This window comes from Cupriavidus gilardii (assembly GCF_013314895.1).
GTDB lineage: Bacteria > Pseudomonadota > Gammaproteobacteria > Burkholderiales > Burkholderiaceae > Cupriavidus > Cupriavidus gilardii_C.
Genome location: NZ_JABTYE010000001.1, coordinates 82,269 through 101,796 on the forward strand (window position 1 = coordinate 82,269; position 19,528 = coordinate 101,796).

The 19,528-nt window shown below is 69.1% G+C and carries 19 protein-coding genes; 14 read left to right on the forward strand and 5 right to left on the reverse strand.

The annotated features are described in order from the left end of the window. Positions 1 to 27: 27 nt before the first annotated feature. The 4 genes from gmhB (at position 28) to gloA (ending at position 2,898) form a co-directional block, all read left to right on the forward strand. Entirely contained in the window at positions 28 to 696 is a 669-nt protein-coding gene (gmhB, locus tag HTY53_RS00370) for a D-glycero-beta-D-manno-heptose 1,7-bisphosphate 7-phosphatase (protein WP_174104425.1), read from the forward strand. Continuing rightward, positions 693 to 1,445 (forward strand): lysophospholipid acyltransferase family protein, encoded by a 753-nt coding sequence (locus HTY53_RS00375; RefSeq protein WP_174104426.1) that lies wholly within the window; start codon positions 693 to 695, stop codon positions 1,443 to 1,445. The genes gmhB and HTY53_RS00375 overlap by 4 nt, the downstream gene beginning before the upstream one ends. Then, a complete protein-coding gene (locus HTY53_RS00380) occupies positions 1,442 to 2,323 on the forward strand; it encodes a M48 family metallopeptidase (protein WP_174104427.1) in 882 nt (293 codons plus the stop codon). The genes HTY53_RS00375 and HTY53_RS00380 overlap by 4 nt, the downstream gene beginning before the upstream one ends. 167 nt (positions 2,324 to 2,490) lie before the next feature. Beyond that, positions 2,491 to 2,898 (forward strand): lactoylglutathione lyase, encoded by a 408-nt coding sequence (gloA, locus tag HTY53_RS00385; RefSeq protein WP_174104428.1) that lies wholly within the window; start codon positions 2,491 to 2,493, stop codon positions 2,896 to 2,898. An 18-nt stretch (positions 2,899 to 2,916) separates the two neighbouring features. Here gloA and HTY53_RS00390 read toward each other — a convergent pair whose 3' ends face one another. The 5 genes from HTY53_RS00390 to HTY53_RS00410 all read right to left on the reverse strand — a co-directional run bounded on the left by HTY53_RS00390 (position 2,917) and on the right by HTY53_RS00410 (position 10,041). After that, positions 2,917 to 4,026: an ankyrin repeat domain-containing protein gene (locus HTY53_RS00390; RefSeq protein WP_174104429.1), complete on the reverse strand. Its 1,110-nt coding sequence runs from the start codon at positions 4,024 to 4,026 to the stop codon at positions 2,917 to 2,919. Positions 4,027 to 4,146: 120 nt separating this feature from the next. Further along, entirely contained in the window at positions 4,147 to 4,959 is an 813-nt protein-coding gene (gene rsmA, locus HTY53_RS00395; RefSeq protein ID WP_174104430.1) for a 16S rRNA (adenine(1518)-N(6)/adenine(1519)-N(6))-dimethyltransferase RsmA, read from the reverse strand. A gap of 9 nt (positions 4,960 to 4,968) precedes the next feature. Then, positions 4,969 to 6,069, reverse strand: a complete 1,101-nt coding sequence (gene pdxA, locus HTY53_RS00400) for a 4-hydroxythreonine-4-phosphate dehydrogenase PdxA (RefSeq protein WP_174104431.1) — start codon at positions 6,067 to 6,069, stop codon at positions 4,969 to 4,971. A gap of 33 nt (positions 6,070 to 6,102) precedes the next feature. Further along, the gene (locus tag HTY53_RS00405; protein ID WP_174104666.1) at positions 6,103 to 7,608 is read right to left on the reverse strand and encodes a peptidylprolyl isomerase; all 1,506 of its coding nucleotides are present in this window, start codon (positions 7,606 to 7,608) and stop codon (positions 6,103 to 6,105) included. A 9-nt stretch (positions 7,609 to 7,617) separates the two neighbouring features. After that, positions 7,618 to 10,041: an LPS-assembly protein LptD gene (locus HTY53_RS00410; protein ID WP_174104432.1), complete on the reverse strand. Its 2,424-nt coding sequence runs from the start codon at positions 10,039 to 10,041 to the stop codon at positions 7,618 to 7,620. Between the two features lie 157 nt (positions 10,042 to 10,198). On the opposite strand from HTY53_RS00410, the gene HTY53_RS00415 reads away from it, so the two are divergent. The 10 genes from HTY53_RS00415 (at position 10,199) to purH (ending at position 19,475) form a co-directional block, all read left to right on the forward strand. After that, positions 10,199 to 11,242, forward strand: a complete 1,044-nt coding sequence (locus HTY53_RS00415) for an aminoglycoside phosphotransferase family protein (protein WP_174104433.1) — start codon at positions 10,199 to 10,201, stop codon at positions 11,240 to 11,242. Continuing rightward, positions 11,242 to 11,997 carry an AzlC family ABC transporter permease gene (locus HTY53_RS00420; protein WP_174104434.1) on the forward strand — a complete coding sequence of 252 codons (756 nt, stop codon included), beginning with the start codon at positions 11,242 to 11,244 and terminating at the stop codon, positions 11,995 to 11,997. The genes HTY53_RS00415 and HTY53_RS00420 overlap by 1 nt, the downstream gene beginning before the upstream one ends. Beyond that, positions 11,994 to 12,317 carry an AzlD domain-containing protein gene (locus tag HTY53_RS00425; RefSeq protein WP_174104435.1) on the forward strand — a complete coding sequence of 108 codons (324 nt, stop codon included), beginning with the start codon at positions 11,994 to 11,996 and terminating at the stop codon, positions 12,315 to 12,317. Before HTY53_RS00420 ends, HTY53_RS00425 begins: the two co-directional genes overlap by 4 nt. Then, complete coding sequence (gene murU / locus HTY53_RS00430) at positions 12,314 to 13,075, forward strand: N-acetylmuramate alpha-1-phosphate uridylyltransferase MurU (RefSeq protein WP_174104436.1); 762 nt, start codon at positions 12,314 to 12,316, stop codon at positions 13,073 to 13,075. The genes HTY53_RS00425 and murU overlap by 4 nt, the downstream gene beginning before the upstream one ends. 99 nt (positions 13,076 to 13,174) lie before the next feature. Further along, positions 13,175 to 14,560, forward strand: coding sequence for an aminopeptidase P N-terminal domain-containing protein (locus HTY53_RS00435; protein WP_174104437.1), 1,386 nt, complete (start codon positions 13,175 to 13,177; stop codon positions 14,558 to 14,560). Further along, positions 14,560 to 15,060, forward strand: a complete 501-nt coding sequence (locus tag HTY53_RS00440; RefSeq protein ID WP_174104438.1) for a hypothetical protein — start codon at positions 14,560 to 14,562, stop codon at positions 15,058 to 15,060. The genes HTY53_RS00435 and HTY53_RS00440 overlap by 1 nt, the downstream gene beginning before the upstream one ends. Continuing rightward, positions 15,041 to 16,324: a UbiH/UbiF/VisC/COQ6 family ubiquinone biosynthesis hydroxylase gene (locus tag HTY53_RS00445; protein ID WP_174104439.1), complete on the forward strand. Its 1,284-nt coding sequence runs from the start codon at positions 15,041 to 15,043 to the stop codon at positions 16,322 to 16,324. The genes HTY53_RS00440 and HTY53_RS00445 overlap by 20 nt, the downstream gene beginning before the upstream one ends. 271 nt (positions 16,325 to 16,595) lie before the next feature. Then, positions 16,596 to 17,654 carry a tRNA dihydrouridine synthase DusB gene (gene dusB / locus HTY53_RS00450; protein ID WP_174104440.1) on the forward strand — a complete coding sequence of 353 codons (1,059 nt, stop codon included), beginning with the start codon at positions 16,596 to 16,598 and terminating at the stop codon, positions 17,652 to 17,654. Then, positions 17,651 to 17,884, forward strand: a complete 234-nt coding sequence (locus HTY53_RS00455) for a Fis family transcriptional regulator (RefSeq protein WP_006578759.1) — start codon at positions 17,651 to 17,653, stop codon at positions 17,882 to 17,884. The genes dusB and HTY53_RS00455 overlap by 4 nt, the downstream gene beginning before the upstream one ends. A 16-nt stretch (positions 17,885 to 17,900) precedes the next feature. After that, positions 17,901 to 19,475, forward strand: a complete 1,575-nt coding sequence (gene purH / locus HTY53_RS00460; protein WP_174104441.1) for a bifunctional phosphoribosylaminoimidazolecarboxamide formyltransferase/IMP cyclohydrolase — start codon at positions 17,901 to 17,903, stop codon at positions 19,473 to 19,475. Positions 19,476 to 19,528: the final 53 nt, after the last annotated feature.

Sequence of the window (19,528 nt, forward strand, 5' to 3'; positions counted from 1 at the left end):
GACCGTACTCGTTACCGAAGCGCCGCCATGCCGCAGACACCGCCCAAATTCGTGATCCTGGACCGCGACGGGGTCATCAACCTCGACAGCGACCAGTTCATCAAGACGCCGGACGAATGGATTCCGATCCCCGGCAGCCTGGAAGCGATCGCCGCGCTGAACGAGGCCGGCTATCGCGTCGTGGTCGCCAGCAACCAGTCGGGCATCGGCCGCGGCCTGTTCGAAATGAGCGCGCTCAACGCGATGCACGAGAAGATGTACAAGGCGCTGGCCCGCCTCGGCGGCCGCGTCGAGGCGATCTTCTTCTGCCCGCACACCGCGGCCGACGCATGCGAATGCCGCAAGCCCAAACCCGGCCTGATCCAGCAGGCAGCGCAACGCTTCGGCATCGAACTGCGCGGCGTGCCGATCGTCGGCGATTCGCTGCGCGACCTGCAGGCCGGCGTCGCCTTCGGCTGCACGCCGCACCTGGTGCGCACCGGCAAGGGCGAAGCCACGCTGACCAAGGGCGGCCTGCCGCCCGGCACGCTGGTGCACGACGACCTGCGCGCGTTCTCGCGCTGGCTGCTGGAAGGCGAAGGCTCGCGGCACGGCGCCGCGGCGGCATCGCACGCCGGCGCAGCCGCTTCTGCTTCGGCCGCGGCCTCGGCCTCGGCCCCCGCTCCGTCACCGGTTGATCCGACGAACCCCCGATGATCTTTCTCCGCTCCCTGCTGTTCGCGCTGTACCTGCTGGTGCTGACGCCCCCTTATGCCTGCGCCTGCTTCCTGGCCTTCCCGTTCATGAGCGCCAACCGGCGCTATCGCTTCGTGCGCGGCTGGCCGAAGCTGGTGATCGGCGCCGCCTGGCTGATCTGCGGCATCCGCTACCGCATCGAAGGCGGCGAGCATCTGCAGGCCATGATCGACAAGCCGGTGGTGCTGCTGTCCAAGCATCAGTCCGCGTGGGAGACCGTGGCACTGGTGGCGACCATGCCCAAGCCGCTGTGCTTCGTCTTCAAGCGCGAGCTGCTGTTCGTGCCGTTCTTCGGCTGGGCGCTCGGCATGCTGAAGATGGTCCATATCAACCGCAAGGACGGTTCGCGGGCGTTCGCCTCGGCCGTACGCCAGGGCCGCGAGCGGCTCGCCGAGGGCGCCTGGATCATCATGTTCCCCGAAGGCACGCGCACGCCGGCCGGCATGGAAAACCCGCGCTACAAGAGCGGCGGTGCACGCCTGGCGGTCGAGACCGGCGCCTCGGTGATTCCGATCGCGATCAACTCGGGCCGCCTGTGGCCGCGCAACTCCTTCCTGAAGTATCCCGGCACCATCACGATCTCGATCGGCCCCCCGCTGTCGTCGGCTCACAAGACCGCCGACATGCTGAACCAGGAGGTTGAGCAATGGATCGAGCGCGACATGCGCCGCATCGATCCGGAGAGCTATCTGCGAGGACAGCCTGCATGAAGCCGGCCCGCCGCGCCCCGGAACCCGCAGACGGCCAGATGGAATTGCCGTTGATGGACTCCGGCGCCGGCACCGCCGGCGCCAAGCCGGCTGCCAGTGCGCTCGATGGCACCACGTCGGCCGGTCCTGCCACGGCGCCCTGGCCGGCGCCCCCGCCCAACGCCAGGCTGCTGCGGCTGGGCGAGCGAGCGCTCCACTACACGCTGAAGCGTTCGTCCCGGCGCACCATCGGCTTCGTCATCGACGACCGCGGGCTGTCGATCACCGCGCCGCGCTGGGTCACCATCGCCGACATCGAGGCGGCCATCGCCGAGAAGCAGCGCTGGATCTTCGGCAAGCTGGCCGAATGGCAGCAGCGCGATGCGCAGCGCGTGCTGCCAGCGGTGCAGTGGCGCGACGGCGCGACCCTGCCTTTTCTGGGCAAGCCGATCACGCTGCGGCTGGACTCGCCGACCGGCACGCTGCTGTTCGATGCCGAGGCGCGCGTATTGCACCTGGCGCTGTCCGAGCAGGCCGACGAGCAGCAGATCAAGGACCGCGTGCAGGCCTGGCTGCAGCAACAGGCCAGGCGCCTGCTGGCCGAGCGGCTGGACATCTACGCGGAAAAGCTCGGCGTGCGCCATCGCGCGTTCGCGCTGAGTTCGGCCAATACCCGCTGGGGCAGCTGCACCTCGGACGGCAAGATCCGGCTGAGCTGGCGGCTGATGCATTTCCCGCTGTCGGTGATCGACTATGTGGCCGCGCACGAGCTGGCGCACCTGAAGGAAATGAACCACAGCCCGCGCTTCTGGGACACCGTGGCGTCGATCTTCCCCGAATTCCGCGACGCGCGGGCGCAGTTGCGCAGCCATCCGCCGGAAGCCTTGCCGGCGTTCTGAGGCGGCAACCCGCCGTCGCTGCGGCGGGCGTTGCAGGTCCGCACGATCCCCGCCGCGGCGGATCGATCCGCCGATCCGTTCTACACTAACGCCTTTCCGGCAGTACCCCGCAGTACCGCGCGGTTACTCACAGGACGTTAAAAAACACACCCCAACAGAGGCTTACCATGCGACTTCTCCACGCCATGCTCCGTGTCGGCGACCTGCAACGCTCGATCGACTTCTACACCCGCGTGCTCGGCATGCAGCTGCTGCGCGAGAGCGACAACCCCGAGTACAAGTACAAGCTCGCCTTCGTCGGCTACGGTCCCGAGAGCGAAACCGCCGTGCTTGAACTGACCTACAACTACGGCGTCGACAAGTACGAGATGGGCACGGCCTACGGCCATATCGCGCTGGAAACGGACGACGCGGCGGCCGCCTGCGAGCGCATCCGCGCCGCCGGCGGCAAGGTCACGCGCGAGGCCGGTCCCGTGAAGGGCGGCACCACCGTGATCGCCTTCGTCGAAGACCCGGACGGCTACAAGATCGAGCTGATCGAGCGCAACTCCACGCGCGACGCCAGCCGGCCGTAAGCGTGCTCGCCGGCGTCCTCAAAGGATCGTGCAACGGCTCTCCTGCCTTGCCGGCCGGGGGACATGGCCCTGGAGCGGATGGTAGGCGCCGGCATCGCACAGCGCCTTGACGAGGTCCGGCCGGCGCGCCACCGCTGCCATCATCATCGGCGTGGTACCGAACTCGTCGGCAGGATCGGGCCAGGCACCGGCGGCCAGCAACTGCTGCACGAACGTCAGCTGGCCTGTCCCGACGGCCAGATGCAGCGCGGTGACGCCGAGCGGCCCCTGTACATCGAGCGGGACGCCGTGCAGCAGCAAGCGCGCAAACGGCGCGCCTGCTCGGAGCGCAACGGTGGTCATCAACGGCGTGAGGCCAAGCATGGCATCCGGCCGTTCGAGCACGATGCGATTGTCGACCGCCGCGGCCAGGTCGATGATGTTGCAAGCCATGCGCGGCGCGTTGTAGTGCAAGGCCATCTGCAGCAGATCCATGCCGTCCGCCAGCGGCATATCGAGACTCCAGCCGCCGGTGGTGACCAGATGCCGCGCCGCGGCCGCATCGTCGGCATCGATGGCGGCCAGCAGGCTTTTGCGGAATCCGTCCATCCAGTCGACCAGAGCCGCTTCGAGCTTCGGCAGGATTACCGCAAGCCCGGACGCCGGTGCGCCTCCCACATCCCTGCCCAGCTCCAGCGCGGTCCTGCCTTGCCGATTGGGCTTGCCCAGGGCGCCGATGCCGATGCCGTCGCCGAACCAGCGCCCGTGGTCGAGCAGCGACTCCACCACGGCCGGCATGGTCGGGCGCATGGACAGGGCCAGGTGCATGCAGGTATTGCCGTCGTCATTGGCGATGGCGGGATCGGCCCGGCGGGCGAGCAGCGTGTCGATCAGGCGGGGTTCGCAACGCGCCAGGATCGCGGCGTGCAAGGGCGTGTTGCCGAGTTCGTCGCGCCAGCGCACCGCGGTGGGGTCGCGCTCGAGCAACGCGTGCACCGCGGGGCCATCGTGGTGCCGCAGCGCCAGCGTCAGCTCTCGGCCAATCTCGCGGCCGCGGGGAGCACTTGCGCCCCAGAAGCCGTGGACGGCGTCAGGGACGGGGCCGAGGTGGAACAGCGGTGCGGGGGTCGTAGTGCGGCGTGCATGCATGCTTGCGCTCCTTGGCGGTTGAGAGATCGCGACGCGGCCTCGGCCCGTCGCGGCGCGATTCTCATCCGCGCCGGAAGGCGCGCTTTAGCATTCGGGTGGGGTTCTTTCGCAGGCGGTAGTTCAGGCGCCGATGCGATTGGCCAGTTCGACGTATTCGGCCACCGGCACCTCTTCGGCACGGCGGCCCAGATCGAAGCCGATCGCATCGAAGTCGACGTGATCGCGCAGCATCGACAGCGTGTTGCGCAACACCTTGCGGCGCTGCGAAAACGCGGCGGTGACCAGATCGCCGAGCACCGTCATGTCGCAGGCGGCGTACGGCGAGCGCAGCCGGCCGTCTTCCTGGCGCGGCCAGGGAATCATGCGGACCACGGCGGAATCGACCTTCGGCGGCGGATTGAATGATTCCGGCGGCACGTCGAGCACGTACTCCATGTGGTACCGCACCTGCAGCATGATCGACAGCCGGCCGAAGGCCTTGCTGCCCGGCTCGGCCACCATCCGCTCGACCACTTCCTTCTGCAGCATGAAATGCTGGTCGCGCACGTGGTCGGCGAACTCCATCAGATGGAACAGCAGCGGGCTGGAGATGTTGTACGGCAGATTGCCGACGATGCGCAGCGGCCGCCCCGGCTGCTTCAGTTCGTCGAAGTCGAAGGCAAGCGCATCGCCCGCGTGGATCGTCATGCGGTCGCCGTAGCGGCGCCGCAGCCGTTCGACCAGATCGCGGTCCAGTTCGACCACGTGCAGATGATCGAGCCGCTCCAGCAGCGGCTCGGTCAGGGCGCCCAGGCCCGGCCCGATTTCGACGACGAGGTCGCCGGCCTGCGGGTCGATGGCATTGACGATGCCATGAATGATGCTGTCGTCGACCAGGAAGTTCTGGCCGAATCGCTTGCGGGCCGTATGGCCCTGGTGCACATGGGAACGCATGATGTCTCTTCAGTGTCCGGCCGGCGGGGCGCCCTGCAGGCGTCCCTCGGCATGGCCGGCCATGCCGATCGCGCAGCGGATCGCCTCGATCATGCTGCCGTGCTCGGCGCGACCGCTGGCGGCCAGATCGAGCGCGGTGCCGTGGTCGACCGAGGTGCGGATGAACGGCAGGCCGAGCGTGATGTTGACACCATGGCCGAAGGTGCCGTATTTCAGCGGCGCCAGGCCTTGATCATGGTACATCGCCAGCACGCAGTCGGCATCGCGCAGCAGCCGGGGCTGGAACAGCGTGTCGGCCGGATAGGGACCGCGCGCGTCGATGCCGGCATCGCGCGCCTGCGCCAGCGCCGGCGCGATGACGTCGATCTCCTCGCGGCCAAGGTGCCCGCTCTCGCCCGCGTGGGGGTTCAGGCCGGTCACCAGGATGCGGGGTCGGGCCAGGCCGAAGCGGTGCCGCAGGTCGCGCTCGACGATGGTCAACGTCTCGACCAGCATCGGCACGTTCAGCGCATCGGGCACCGCGCGCAGCGGCAAGTGGGTGGTGGCCAGCGCCACCCGCAGCATCGCATTGCCGTGCGCGGGCTGCGGCCCGGCCAGCATCATCACGACGCGCGACACGCCGGCCCGTTCGGCCAGATATTCGGTATGGCCGGTGAACGGCACGCCGGCGTCATTGATCGTGCTCTTTTGCACCGGCGCGGTGACGACCGCCGCATAGCGGGCGGCCTGCCCCGGTTCGGCCAGCAGGCCGGCCAGCGCCGCGTCGAGCAGGCTCAGGACATAGCGGCCGTTGCGCGCGTCGAGCACGCCGGGCGCACACGAAGCCGCCAGGGGGATGTCCTCGACCACCGCCTCGCCCGCGTCGAGCTTGCGCTGCCACGCCTGCGCCAATCCGAGCGCGGCGGCGCGCTCGGCCAGCAGCCGCGCATCGCCCAGTACATGAAAGCTCGGACCCGCCTGCCCGCCGGCGAGCTCCAGCACCGCGCGGACCGTGATGTCCGGGCCGATGCCGGCCGGCTCGCCGGTCGTGATCGCGATCGGCAGCCGCAGCGGCAAGGCCGAAGGCGATGGCACGGGCTGGGCAGAGGATGTGGCAGACGGCGCGGTCATCGTGGTGGCGAAACGGTGCCCTTGGCGGGCCCCTTAGCGGGTGGCCTCGCGGTTGGTCCGGTATTCGACATAAGCGGCCTCGCGCAGCTGGCGCAGCCAGTCCTCGTAGGCCGCGCGCAGCTTCTGCTCGCGCACCTCGGCGCGGGCGAAGTCGCGCTGCTTCTCCGGCGAAACCTCGACCTCGCGGCGATTTTCGACCTGGATCAGATGCACGCCGAACTGGCTGGTGACCGGCTCGGATACTTCGCCCGGACGCAGCCGGTTCATCGCCTGCTCGAACTCGGGCACCAGCTCGCCCGGCGACACCCAGCCGAGCTCGCCGCCGTTCTGCGCCGAGCCATCCTGCGAATAACGCTTGGCGATATCGGCGAACTTGGTGCCGTGCTGGATGCGATCGCGCAGCGTCGACAGTTGGCGGCGCGCTTCGGCCTCGGGCATGTTGGGACCGGTGCGGATCAGGATATGGCGGACCTGGGTCTGCGTGATGCGGCTCGGCGCGACATCGCCGCCCGCGGGCGCGGTGCGCTTGCCGGCGAGCTTGAGCACATGGAAACCGGCCGGGCTCTCGACGACCTCGGGCACCACCTTGCCCGGCTGCAGGTCGAGCACCGCGTTGGCGAACTGCGCCGGCAGGCGGCCGATCTCGCGATAGCCGAGCGAGCCGCCCTTGGCACCCTCGGCGCCGTCGGAATTGTTCTGCGCCAGTTGCGCGAAGTCGGCGCCGCCCTGGGCCTGCTTCAGCAACCCTTCGGCCTTGGCGCGCAGCTGCGCCTTCTGCGCCTCGCTGGCGTCTTCGGGCACGCGCACGAAGATCTGGGCCACGTCGTACTGCGGCTCGCCGGTCGGCGCGGCGCCGCTGCGTGCCGCGCGCGCGGCCAGATAGTTGTCGATCTCGCCGTCGAACACCTGGACCTTGGAGTCGACCTCGCGCTCGCGCAGCCGGATCACCTGCACCTGCTTGCGCAGCTCGCTGCGGTACTTGTCCCAGGTCATGCCGCTGCGGTCGACCTGCGCCCGCAGATCGGCGACGCTGATGCGGTTCTGCTGCGCGACCGACTCGATCGCCCGGTCAACTTCCTGATCGGTCACGCGGATGCCGGCGTCCTGCGCGGCCTGGGTCTGCACGCGCTCCATCACCAGCCGTTCCAGCACTTCGCCGAGCAGCTCCTCGCGCGGCGGAATCGGCCGGCCGGCCCCGCGCAGCTGGTTCTCAATCTCGTCGGCGCTGTCGAGCAGCTCGCGCCGCGTGATCACGGTGTTGTTGACGATCGCCACCACTTCGTCGACCAGCTGCGAGCGGCCGGTACGCTGCCCCGAGCCGAGGCGCGGCTGGGTCGGCGCGGTCGGCGGCGTGGCCTGCGAACCTTGCGGCACAAAGATGCCGCTGGGGCGCTGCCCCGAACCGGCGTTACCGGGCGCCTTCAGCTGCGCGGCCGCCGGGACGGCCACGCAGGCGAGCAATGCCGACAGCACGATGCCGCGCGAACGCCGCGACGAAGCCGCGGCAACGGAAAATACAGAGACTGCTTGACGCTTCATCATGGTCCGTCATTCGTAATGGTCGAACTGGGTCTGAGGGATCGGCGCGGCCGAGACAGGCTCGTAGCCAGGCACGTTCAACCTCATGATATCCAGCGGATTGGAGCCGATCTTCGACAGGCCGCGGAACTCCACCTGCAGAAACACCCGGCCGGTGTAGCCCTGCGTGGTATTGCGAAAACGCTGGTAGGCGACCCGGCCGACCCAGCAGTCGGCGGCGTATTCGAGCCCCAGCAGCGTATCGACCAGCTGGTTGGCGCTCATGTCGTAGGCGACACGCCCGATGCCGTAGGTCCGCCGCGTGATCGGCCACTGGCTCGAGATCTCGAACTGGTCGATCGCGGTATTGTCGGTGACCGTGGTCGGACGCCGGTAGCGATAGCCGACGTTCAGCAGCTTGCGCGCCTCGGGCCGCCACGCGAACGCGATGTTCGACTGGATCACCCGGTCGTTTTCCGGGTTGTACTGCATCCCGGCATTGATGTAGTAGCCGCGGAACAGCTGGATCGTGGTGGCCGCCAGCAGATCGGAATAACCGCTCTCGGCGTCGTCCAGCGTGCCGGTCAGCTGCACGCGCTGGCCGCTGAAGTCGAAGCGCTGCGCCAGCGTACCACGGAAGCGTTCGATGCCCGTCTCGGACTCGATCAGGCGCGTGGTCACGCCCGCGGTCAGCTTGTTGTTGTCGGCGATGCGGTCGTAGCCGGTGAACGGGTTCTCGCTGAAGATCTGCCCGTAACCGAAGTCGGACTGCACCGTGTCGAACAGCGGGAACGCGCTCTGGTCGCGGAACGGCGTGTAGACATAGAACAGGCGCGGTTCCAGCGTCTGCAGGTACTTGGTGCCGAACAGCCGGCTGATGGTGGGCGCGTCGCGCTCGAACGTCATGCCGCCGTCGATGCTGAAGGTAGGCACCGAGCGCGTCAGCGTGTTGTTCGCGCCCGGCGTGTTGGTCGACGGCTCCATCTGGTACTGCGCCGCGTTGAACATGACCTTGGGCGTCACGAACCAGCCCGGGCGCACAATCGGATAGCTGATCGACGGCTGGATGAAAACGCGCTCGCCCTGCGGCTGCTGGAAGCCGGTGGTCGTCAGCGGGATGCGGAAGCGCGTGTAGTCGGCCTCGACCTGCACGTCGAAGCCGCCCCAGTTGTAGCGCGTGAACTTGCCGTTCAACTGCGGCACGCGCTCGTAGGTCGGCTGGCTCGGCGCCAGCGTCTGGAAGGTCTGCACGCGCGCCAGCAGCGAGAAGTCCTGCCAGTTGTAGGTGACCCCGCCCTCCTGCGTGTACTGACGCAGCGTCGACTGCGCGACCGTGCGCGTCAGGTCGTCCGGATAGCGGTCGTCCGATACCCGGTTCAGGTTCACATAGGCGTTCAGGCCCTTGGCCAGGTTCTGGCTATGCTGGATCGAGTACAGCCAGCGGTCCGAGTTGGTCTTCTGGTCGTTCGGCAGGAACTCGCCGCGGATGCGGCCCGCATAGCCGTTGCCGATATAGCGGAAGTCGCCGCCGAGCTGCACGCCGCGCTCGCTCATCACGCGCGGATACAGCGTCAGGTCGCGGTTCGGCGCGATATTGAAGTAGTACGGCACCGTCAGGTCGAAGCCCGAACGCGAGCTGTAGGCCATCAGCGGCGCCAGGAAGCCGCTGCGGCGCTCGTCGGTCAGCGGAAAGGTCACCGCCGGCGCGGCCAGGATCGGCACATCGAAGAAACGCAGCACGGCGCCGTGCGCGGTGCCGACCTGACGGTCGCTGTCCAGGTCGAGCTGGCGCGCGCTGAAGTACCAGTCAGCGTTATCGGGCGAACAGGTGGTGTAGGTGGCGCGCTGGATGGTGCTCTGGTTCTTGTTCAGGAAGTCGATGCGCTCGGCCGTGCCCGAACCGCCGGTCTGCTGGAAGTAGTAATCCGGCGACAGCATGTAGCCTTCGTTGGCTTCGACGCGCAGCTTCGCTTCGGGGCCGACCGCCAGCGTGCCTTCGCGCGAGAGCCGGACATTGCCGGTTGCCAGCGCTTCGTCGCTGTCCTGGTCGTAGGTCAGCCGGTCGGCCTTGATCACCGCGCCGTCGCTGCGCAGCTCGGCATTGCCCTGCAGTTCCAGGCCGCGCTCGTTGTAGCCGGTCATGGTGTCGCCGGACACATAGGTCGGCGCATTGGGATCGCTCGGCGCGCTGCGCCAGGTGGCCGGCTCCGACAGATAGGGAATCAGTTCGCCGGGGCGCGGCGGCTGGCGCGGGTCCGGTGCCTCGGCCGCCGGCTCCGCCGCCGGCAGCGCGGGAATCGCCGAGCCGACCGCCTGGCCTTGCGCGTGCGCGCCGAGCGACCAGCCGGCCATGGCCAGCACCAGCGGGCGCAGGGCCCGGGCTGGCCGGCGCGCGGGCTGGCGGCCCGTCGCCTGGATTGCGGTGTGATTCGGTGATCGTTGTTGTTCGGTCATGCGAGCGGGTCGTCGGTCGGACGGCGGGACGGTTGCGCAGAACCGCCGCAGCCACCGTCCAAACAGGCTGCCAGGCACAGGACGGCCCACCTGGGAGCCGCCCGGCGCCCGGGTCTGGTCGGGTATTATACGGGGCAACTTATCGACCCTTTCCGGCATGGCAGCACTTCCCCTCGACCCGCGCCAGGACCAGCTCAAAGCGTGGGTGTCCGGACTCGCTCCGGATTGGTCCATCGATCCCGAATCCTGCGCACCGGCATCGGCCGACGCCAGCTTCCGCCGCTACTTCCGGCTGCGCACCGACAATCCGGCGCATCCGACCGTGATCGCGATGGACGCGCCACCCGCGCACGAGGACTGCCGCCCCTTCATCCACGTCGCCGCGCTGTTCGGCGAGGCCGGCGTCACCGTGCCGACCGTGCTGGCGCAGGACCTGTCGCAAGGCTTCCTGCTGCTGGCCGATCTGGGCAACACCACCTATCTGTCGAAGCTGGACATCACCACCGCGCGCACGCTGTACGGCGACGCCGCCGCGGCGCTGGTCAAGATCCAGGCTGCGACGCGCCCGGGCACGCTGCCCGCCTACGACCGCGCACTGCTGCAGCGCGAGCTCGACCTGTTCCCGCAGTGGTACGTGACGCGCCATCTGGGCGTGGAGCTGGACGCAGGCCAGCAGGCGGACCTGAACGAGGTCATGGAAACGCTGCTGGCCAACAACCTGGCCCAGCCGCAGCTCTATGTGCACCGCGACTACCACTCGCGCAACCTGATGGTGCTCGATGGGGAGGACAAGCGCGGCAACCCCGGCATCCTGGACTTCCAGGACGCGGTGATCGGCCCGATCACCTACGACGCGGTCTCGCTGTGGCGCGACGCCTATATCGAATGGGACGAGGAGCTGCAGCTGGACTGGCTGATCCGCTACTGGGAGCGCGCCCGCAAGGCGGGGCTGCCGGTGGCCGGCGACTTCGGCGAGTTCTATCGCGACTTTGAGTGGATGGGTCTGCAGCGTCATCTGAAGGTGCTCGGCATCTTTGCGCGGCTCTACCATCGCGACGGCAAGGACGGCTATCTGGCCAACATGCCGCTGGTGCTCAAGTACGCGCGTGCGGTCGCCGGTCGCTATGGCGAGCTGCGCAAGCTGGTGCGGCTGTTCGATACGCTCGAAGGCGTCGAGCGCCCGGTCGGCTACACCTTCTGATGGACTCGGCAACGGATCCGGCGACAGACCCGGCCACCGGCGTCACGCGCCGCAGCGAATGGTGGGCCGGCGTACGTGCGCTGGCGCCGATGCTGCTCGGCGTGGTGCCGTTCGGCCTGATCTACGGCGTGCTTGCCGTCGGCGCCGGCATGCCGGCCTGGCTCGCCTGCGCGATGAGCGCGATCGTCTTCGGCGGCGCCTCGCAGATGATCCTGACCCAGCTGTGGGCAGCGGGCACGCCAGCGGCGATCGTGGCCACCACGGTGGCGATGGTCAATCTGCGCCACGCGCTCTATTCGGCCACCGTCGCGCCCGCGCTCGCGCATCTGCCGCGCCGCTGGAAGGCGCTGATCGCCTATCTGCTGACCGACGAGGCATTCGCCGCGATGACGCGGCGGCTCGGCGACGACCCGGCGCAACGGCGCTACCGGCATTGGTACTTCTTCGGCGCCGGCTTCGCGCTGTGGAGCAGCTGGCAGCTGTCGACGCTGGCCGGCGTACTGGTCGGCGCGCAGGTGCCGCGCCACTGGCCGCTGGACTTCTTCCTGCCGCTGACCTTCATCGCGATCATCGTGCCGGGCCTGAAGCACCGCTCGCACGTCGCCGCGGCGGTGACCGCCAGCGTGCTGGCGGTGCTGTGCTACGGCGTGCCGCACAAGCTCGGCCTAATGGTGGCCGCGCTCGGCGGCATCGCGGTCGGCATGCTGCTGCTGCCGCGCAAGAGCGGCCATGCCGGCAAGGAGCGCACCGCATGAGCCCGTGGATGCTGCTCGGCGTGATGGCGGCCGCGGGCCTGGCCACCTATCTGATCCGTCTGTCCTTTATCGCCGTCGAAGGCAAGGTGCGCCTGCCGGCCTGGTTCCGCACCGCGCTGCAGTTCGTGCCGGCGGCGATGCTGTCGGCGCTGATCGCGCCCGACCTGCTGATGCGCGACGGCCAGCTGGCCATCGGCCCCGACAATGCCCGCCTGATCGCCGGCGTGGTGGCCATCGCGATCGCCGCGCGCACGCGCAGCATCGGCTGGACCATCGCCGGCGGCATGGCCACCCTGCTCGTCCTGGAGAACCTGATTTGAAAGCGATGATCTTCGCCGCCGGACGCGGCGAGCGCATGCGCCCGCTGACCGATGGCTGCCCGAAGCCGCTGCTGCAGGTCGGAGGCAAGCCGCTGATCGTGTGGACCATCGAGGCGCTGGCCCGCGCCGGCCTGACCGAGATCGTCATCAACCACGCCTGGCTGGGCGAGCAGATCGAGGCGGCGCTCGGCGACGGCAGCCGCTTCGGCGTACGGCTGGCCTATTCGGCGGAAGCCGAAGCGCTGGAGACCGCCGGCGGCATCGCGCAGGCGCTGGCGCTGCTGCGTGAAGGGGCCTGCAACGATGGCACCGGCAATGAAGGCACCAGCGGCGATGGCAAGGGCGAGATCTTCGTCGCGGTGTCCGGCGACATCTATTGCGACTACGACTTCCGCGCGCTGTTGCCGCGCGCCGCCGCGATGGCGGGCTCGCCCGAGCCGCGCATGCATCTGGTGATGGTCCCCAATCCGCCGTTCCACCCCGAGGGCGACTTCGCGCTCGGCACCGACGGCAAGCTGTCGCTGCCGGGCGATGCGCCGCTGCCCGACGGCGCCGCGCGCCTGACCTTCGGCAATATCGGCCTGTACGACACGCGCACCTTTGCCGGCATCGGGCCCGGACAGAAGGTGCCGATGACGCCGTTCTACCGCGCTGCCATCGCGGCCGGCCTGGCCACCGGCGAGCGCTTCGCGGGCCGCTGGGAGAACGTCGGCACGCCCGCGCAGCTGGCCGCGCTGGACGCCGCGCTGTCGCGCTAGCCGCTCGCCGGGCGCAAGGCGCCGCTGGCGACGCCGGCAACGACCGGCGTTAGAATCGGGCCATTGCCCACTGCCTGCCCGATGCGAATCGGTCCCCTCATGTCCGCACCAGATTCCGCCCTTCTCCAGGCCTGTCGCGCGCGCCGCGCCCGCGTGCTCGACCACCTGCGCGCCGCCGGCGGCGGCGTGGCGATCCTGCCCACGGCACCGGAAGCGATGCGTAACCGCGACAGCGACTTCCCGTACCGGCACGACAGCTACTTCTACTATCTGAGCGGCTTCACCGAGCCCGAGTCGGTGCTGGTGCTGATCGCCGCGCCGGCCGGCGGCAGCGACCGCAGCATCCTGTTCTGCCGCCCCAAGCACGAAGAGCGCGAGATCTGGGACGGCTTTCGCTACGGTCCCGAAGCGGCGCGCGAGGTGTTCGGCTTCGACGAGGCCCATTCGATCGAGGAGATCGACGCGCAACTGCCGCCGCTGCTCGCCAACCAGAACCTGATCGCGTATCCGCTGGCCGCCTCGACCCGCATCGACATGCAGGTACGGCGCTGGCTCGATGCCGTGCGCACGCAGGGCCGCGCCGGCGTGGTGGCGCCGTCGAGCGCGATGGATATCCGCACGCTGCTCGACGAAATGCGGCTGTTCAAGGACGCCGGCGAGCTCGATATCATGCGCCGCGCCGCGCAGATCTCGGCGCAGGCCCATGTCCGCGCGATGCGCGCCAGCCGCGCCGGGCTGCGCGAATACCATCTGGAAGCCGAGCTGCTCTACGAATTCCGCCGCAACGGCGCGCAGAGCGTTGCCTACAATTCGATCGTCGCGGCCGGGCCCAATGCCTGCGTGCTGCACTATCGCGCCGGTCCCGCCGAGCTGCGCGACGGCGATCTGTGCCTGATCGACGCGGGCTGCGAGCTCGACGGCTACGCGTCCGATATCACGCGCACGTTCCCGGTGTCCGGCCGCTTCTCGCCGGCGCAGCGCGAGCTCTACGACCTGGTGCTGGCCGCGCAGCAGGCCGCGATCGACGAGACCCGCGTCGGCGTGCCGTACAACGTGCCACACGATGCGGCGGTGCGCGTGCTGGCGCAGGGCATGCTCGATACCGGCCTGCTGGACCGCGACAAGGAAGGCGGCGTCGACGACGTGATCGCCAGCGGCAGTTACCGCCGTTTCTATATGCATCGCACCGGCCATTGGCTCGGCATGGACGTGCACGACGTCGGCGAGTACCGCGTGCCCGGCCCGGCGCCGGCCGAAGGCGAGCGCCCGTGGCGTCCGCTGCAAGCCGGCATGGTGCTGACGATCGAGCCCGGCATCTACGTCCGGCCGGCCGAGGACGTGCCGGAGCGCTACTGGCATATCGGCATCCGCATCGAGGACGACGCGGTGGTCACGGCGGACGGGCCGTGCGAATTGATGACCCGCGGCGTCCCGGTCGACGCCGACGAGATCGAGGCGCTGATGCGCGAACGGAGTGAGGGGTAATGGTCAGCTGGTTGAAGAAACTGTTCGGCGGTGCCGATGACGACGCGACGGCGGCCCGGACGCAGGCAGAGCCGGAACAGCCGTTCATCGTCAATCTGTTCGACGACCGCCTGGTGGTCCATCGCCCCGACGGCCAACGGGAAGAGCTCGAATGGCAGGCGCTGGAGCGCGTGGTCGTGCGCGTGTCGCGGCGCGCGCCGTGGACCGGCAAGGCCTGGCTGATCCTGGTCGGCGAGGAGCGTCCGGACGGCCGCCAGCAAGGCTGCGTGACGCCGGTCGACGCGATCAACCACGAGGCGCTGCTGGCCCGGCTGCGCGCGCTGCCGGGCTTCGATCAGGCCATGCTGGACAACGCGCTGCGCGACGCGCGCAACGACCGGACACGCGACGATGCGCTGTGCTGGCAGCGCGGCGAGGGTGAGGACGCGGGCCCGGCCAACGCCGCCGATGCCGGACGAGCCGATGCCGGAGGTGCCAACGATGAACCAGCCCAGCCCTGAGCAGGCGAGCGCCGACCGTCACGACGACGTTTGCGATATCGCCATCGTCGGCGGCGGCCCGGTGGGCCTCGCGCTGGCCTGCCGGCTGCTGCAGACCAGCCCCTGGCGCATCGCGCTGATCGACGCCGCCACGCCGGCACGCGCCGCCCGCGATCCGCGCGCGATCGCGCTGTCGCACGGCAGCCGCGATCTGCTGGCCCAGCTCGATGCGTGGCCCGCCGCGGCGACGGCGATCGAGCATATCCATGTGTCGCAGCGCGGCCGCTTCGGCCACGTCAAGCTGCATCACGACGACTACGGCATCCCGGCGCTCGGCTACGTGGTTCGCTACGGCGACCTGTGCGCCGCGCTCGAACACGCGCTGGGACGCGCCGGCGGCCAGCAGCGGCTGGTGCGCGCGTTCGACACGCGCATCGACGCGATCGACCAGCCCGAGTCGTCGCGCGGTGCCGAACTGGCGACCGCGGCGGGCGCGCCGGTGCAGCTGCGCGGCGCCGGCCCCGACGGCCAGCCGGTGCGCTTCGGCGCGCGCCTGGCCGTGCAGGCGGAAGGCGGCCTGTTCCATCAGCAGGTGGCCCGCACCGCCGCGGCGGGCGCCACGGGCGCGCGCCGCCGGGACTACGGGCAGACCGCGATCGTCTCGCATGTCGCCTGCACCCATCCGCTGCCCGGCTGGGCCTGGGAACGCTTTACCGCGCAGGGCCCGCTGGCGCTGCTGCCGCACGATCTGGACGACGACCCGCATGGCGACGGCGGCTCCGGCTATGCGCTGGTCTGGTGCTGCTCCCCCGAGGAGGCCGCGCGGCGCCTGGCGCTGGATGACGCCCGCTTCCTGGCCGAGCTCGGCGAGGTGTTCGGTCCGCGCATGGGACGCTTTACCCGCGTCGGCAAGCGCCACGCCTTCCCGCTGGGCCTGAATGCCGCGCAGCTGACCGTCAAGGGACGGCTGGTGGCGATCGGCAACGCGGCCCAAACCCTGCATCCGGTCGCCGGCCAGGGGCTCAATCTCGGGCTGCGCGACGCCTTCGCGCTGGCCGACGAGCTGCGCACCGCCTGCACGCCGCAGGCGCTGGCCGCGTTCGGCGCGCGTCATCGGCTCGATCGCGCGGTGACCATCGGCGTCACCGACCTGCTGCCGCGCGTGTTCGGCATTCCCTATCCGCTGGCGGCGCACGCACGCGGCGCCTCCCTGGCGGCGCTGGCCTGCCTGTCGCCGCTGAAGCACGCGCTGGCGCATCAGATGATCTACGGCATGCGGCGCTGAGCCGGGCACGCTCAGCGGCTTCGGCACCGAAGCTGACCGACGTTGCGGCCCGAAACGCGCAGGTCCGGGCCGATGTCGCGTCGCAGCACAACCGCCCTGCTTATTTATTGGGCAGCCGGCCGGTTTAGCGGTAAAATCCCGCCCTCGCACATGCCCCCCGCTTCACCGCCGACGCCGCTTCGGCCGGGCATGCCTTCGCCATTCGATCCGTGACACCGCCCATCGGCGCCCGGTCACGGCCAGCTTTTCTGGACGTCGCCGGACCCTAGCCGTGCAAATCGGACCTCACCAACTTCGCAACAACCTGTTCGTCGCGCCGATGGCCGGCGTCACGGACCGCCCCTTCCGCCAGCTGTGCAAGAAGCTCGGTGCGGGCTATGCGGTCTCGGAGATGGTGGCCTCCAACGCGCAGCTGTGGAAGAGCGAAAAGACCATGCGCCGCGCCAACCACGACGGCGAGGTCGAGCCGATCGCGGTGCAGATCGCCGGCGCCGAGCCCGGCATGATGGCGGAGGCGGCCCGCTACAACGTCGACCGCGGCGCGCAGATCATCGACATCAATATGGGCTGCCCGGCCAAGAAGGTCTGCAATGTCGCGGCCGGGTCGGCGCTGCTGCAGAACGAGCCGCTGGTGGTGCGCATCGTCGAGGCAGTGGTCGGCGCGGTCGGCGACCGCGTGCCGGTCACGCTGAAGATCCGCACCGGCTGGGACCGGCAGAACCGCAACGCGGTGCGCGTCGCGCGCATGGCGGAAGCGGCGGGCATCAGCATGCTGACGGTGCATGGCCGCACGCGCGCCGACCTGTATCACGGCGAGGCCGAGTACGAGACGATCGCCGCGGTCAAGGACGCAATCCGCATTCCGGTGGTCGCCAACGGCGACATCACGACGCCGCAGAAGGCGCGCCACGTGCTGGCCGTCACCGGCGCCGATGCGATCATGATCGGCCGTGCCGCGCAGGGCCGCCCCTGGCTGTTCCGCGAGATCGAACATTTCCTGGCCACCGGCGAGCTGCTGCCGCCGCCGGAAGTGGCCGAGATCCGCGCGATCATGAACGCGCACCTGCAAGACCACTACGCCTTCTATGGCGAATTCACCGGCGTGCGTACCGCGCGCAAGCATATCGCCTGGTACACGCGCGGGCTCAAGGGTGCCAATCTGTTCCGGCACCGGATGAACACACTGGAAAGCACCGAGGCGCAGCTGGCCGCCGTCAACGCTTTCTTCGACGAGCAGGCCGCGCTGTCGGACCGGCTGATCTACGTCGAAGAGGGCGAAGCACAGACCGGCGCATCGAACAACAACAACAGGGAGTTGCTTGCCGCATGAGCCGCAATGTTATCGACCAATGCATCCGGGACAGCCTGAGCGCCTACTTCCGCGATCTGGACGGCGAGCAGCCGTCGAACATGTACAACATGGTGCTGGAGGCGGTGGAACGGCCGCTGCTGGAAACGGTGATGGCGCGTGCCGACCGCAACCAGTCGCTGGCCGCGGCCTATCTCGGCATCAATCGCAATACGCTGCGCAAGAAGCTGCAGCAGCACGGTTTACTTTGAAGCGTCCTCCATCACCATGATCAAGCAAGCCCTTCTCTCCGTTTCCGACAAGACCGGCATCGTCGATTTCGCGCGCGAACTGCATGCGCTCGGCGTGACGCTGCTGTCCACCGGCGGCACCGCCAAACTGCTCGCCGACGCCGGCCTGCCCGTTACGGAAGTGGCCGACTACACCGGCTTCCCCGAGATGCTCGACGGCCGCGTCAAGACGCTGCACCCGAAAGTGCACGGCGGCATCCTGGCGCGCCGCGACCTGCCCGAGCACATGGCCGCGCTGGCCCAGCACGACATTCCGACCATCGACCTGCTGGTGGTCAACCTGTATCCGTTCCAGCAGACCGTCGCCAAGGACGACTGCACGCTGCCCGACGCGATCGAGAACATCGACATCGGCGGGCCGACCATGCTGCGCTCGGCGGCGAAGAACCATCGCGACGTGACGGTGATCGTCGATCCGGCCGACTACGCGCCGGTGCTCGAGGAAATGCGCGCGAACAGCAACCAGGTCGGCTACGACACCAACTTCCGGCTGGCCACCAAGGTGTTCGCGCATACCGCGCAATACGATGGCGCCATCACCAACTACCTGACCAGCCTCGGCCCGGACAAGTCGCACCAGGCCCGCAGCGCCTATCCGCAGACGCTGAACCTGGCGTTCGAGAAGGTGCAGGAGATGCGCTACGGCGAGAACCCGCACCAGTCGGCGGCGTTCTACCGCGACCTGAAGGCGGTCGACGGCGCGCTGGCCAACTACATGCAGCTGCAGGGCAAGGAGCTGTCGTACAACAACATCGCCGACGCCGATGCGGCGTGGGAATGCGTCAAGTCCTTCGGCCCCGGCGATGGCGCGGCCTGCGTCATCATCAAGCACGCCAATCCGTGCGGCGTGGCGATCGGCGCCAATGCGCTGGAAGCCTACGAGAAGGCGTTCAAGACCGATTCGACCTCGGCCTTCGGCGGCATCATCGCCTTCAACGTCGAGCTCGACGGCACGGCCGCGCAGGCGGTCGCCAGGCAGTTCGTCGAGGTGCTGATCGCGCCGTCGTTCAGCGCGGCCGCGCGCGAGGTGTTCGCCGCCAAGCAGAACGTGCGGCTGCTGGAAATTCCGCTCGGCAAGGGTGTCAACCAGTATGACCTGAAGCGCGTCGGCGGCGGCCTGCTGCTGCAGAGCCCGGATGCCAAGAACGTGCAGCCGTCCGAGCTGCGCGTCGTCACCAAGCGCCATCCGACGCCGAAGGAAATGAGCGATCTGCTGTTCGCGTGGCGCGTCGCCAAGTTCGTCAAGTCGAACGCCATCGTGTTCTGCGGCGGCGGCATGACGCTCGGCGTCGGCGCCGGCCAGATGAGCCGCGTCGACTCGGCCCGCATCGCCAGCATCAAGGCGCAGAACGCCGGCCTGACGCTGGCCGGCTCGGCGGTGGCCTCCGATGCCTTCTTCCCGTTCCGCGACGGCCTGGACGTGGTGGTCGATGCGGGCGCGACCTGCGTGATCCAGCCGGGCGGCTCGATGCGCGACGACGAAGTGATCGCCGCCGCGGACGAACGCAATATCGCGATGGTGCTGACCGGCACCCGGCATTTCCGGCATTGAGGCCGGACCAAGGGGACCGAGCGGCAACGCGCCGCTCGCAGCCGGAGTAAGCA

Excerpts from the sequence above, each read along its gene's own strand:
- gmhB (WP_174104425.1), top strand. The coding sequence starts at position 28 with ATGCCGCAGACACCGCCCAAATTCGTGATCCTGGACCGCGACGGGGTC.
- HTY53_RS00375 (WP_174104426.1), top strand. The coding sequence starts at position 693 with ATGATCTTTCTCCGCTCCCTGCTGTTCGCGCTGTACCTGCTGGTGCTG.
- HTY53_RS00380 (WP_174104427.1), top strand. The coding sequence starts at position 1,442 with ATGAAGCCGGCCCGCCGCGCCCCGGAACCCGCAGACGGCCAGATGGAA.
- gloA (WP_174104428.1), top strand. The coding sequence starts at position 2,491 with ATGCGACTTCTCCACGCCATGCTCCGTGTCGGCGACCTGCAACGCTCG.
- HTY53_RS00390 (WP_174104429.1), bottom strand. The coding sequence starts at position 4,026 with ATGCATGCACGCCGCACTACGACCCCCGCACCGCTGTTCCACCTCGGC.
- rsmA (WP_174104430.1), bottom strand. The coding sequence starts at position 4,959 with ATGCGTTCCCATGTGCACCAGGGCCATACGGCCCGCAAGCGATTCGGC.
- pdxA (WP_174104431.1), bottom strand. The coding sequence starts at position 6,069 with ATGACCGCGCCGTCTGCCACATCCTCTGCCCAGCCCGTGCCATCGCCT.
- HTY53_RS00405 (WP_174104666.1), bottom strand. The coding sequence starts at position 7,608 with ATGAAGCGTCAAGCAGTCTCTGTATTTTCCGTTGCCGCGGCTTCGTCG.
- HTY53_RS00410 (WP_174104432.1), bottom strand. The coding sequence starts at position 10,041 with ATGACCGAACAACAACGATCACCGAATCACACCGCAATCCAGGCGACG.
- HTY53_RS00415 (WP_174104433.1), top strand. The coding sequence starts at position 10,199 with ATGGCAGCACTTCCCCTCGACCCGCGCCAGGACCAGCTCAAAGCGTGG.
- HTY53_RS00420 (WP_174104434.1), top strand. The coding sequence starts at position 11,242 with ATGGACTCGGCAACGGATCCGGCGACAGACCCGGCCACCGGCGTCACG.
- HTY53_RS00425 (WP_174104435.1), top strand. The coding sequence starts at position 11,994 with ATGAGCCCGTGGATGCTGCTCGGCGTGATGGCGGCCGCGGGCCTGGCC.
- HTY53_RS00435 (WP_174104437.1), top strand. The coding sequence starts at position 13,175 with ATGTCCGCACCAGATTCCGCCCTTCTCCAGGCCTGTCGCGCGCGCCGC.
- HTY53_RS00440 (WP_174104438.1), top strand. The coding sequence starts at position 14,560 with ATGGTCAGCTGGTTGAAGAAACTGTTCGGCGGTGCCGATGACGACGCG.
- HTY53_RS00445 (WP_174104439.1), top strand. The coding sequence starts at position 15,041 with ATGAACCAGCCCAGCCCTGAGCAGGCGAGCGCCGACCGTCACGACGAC.
- HTY53_RS00455 (WP_006578759.1), top strand. The coding sequence starts at position 17,651 with ATGAGCCGCAATGTTATCGACCAATGCATCCGGGACAGCCTGAGCGCC.
- purH (WP_174104441.1), top strand. The coding sequence starts at position 17,901 with ATGATCAAGCAAGCCCTTCTCTCCGTTTCCGACAAGACCGGCATCGTC.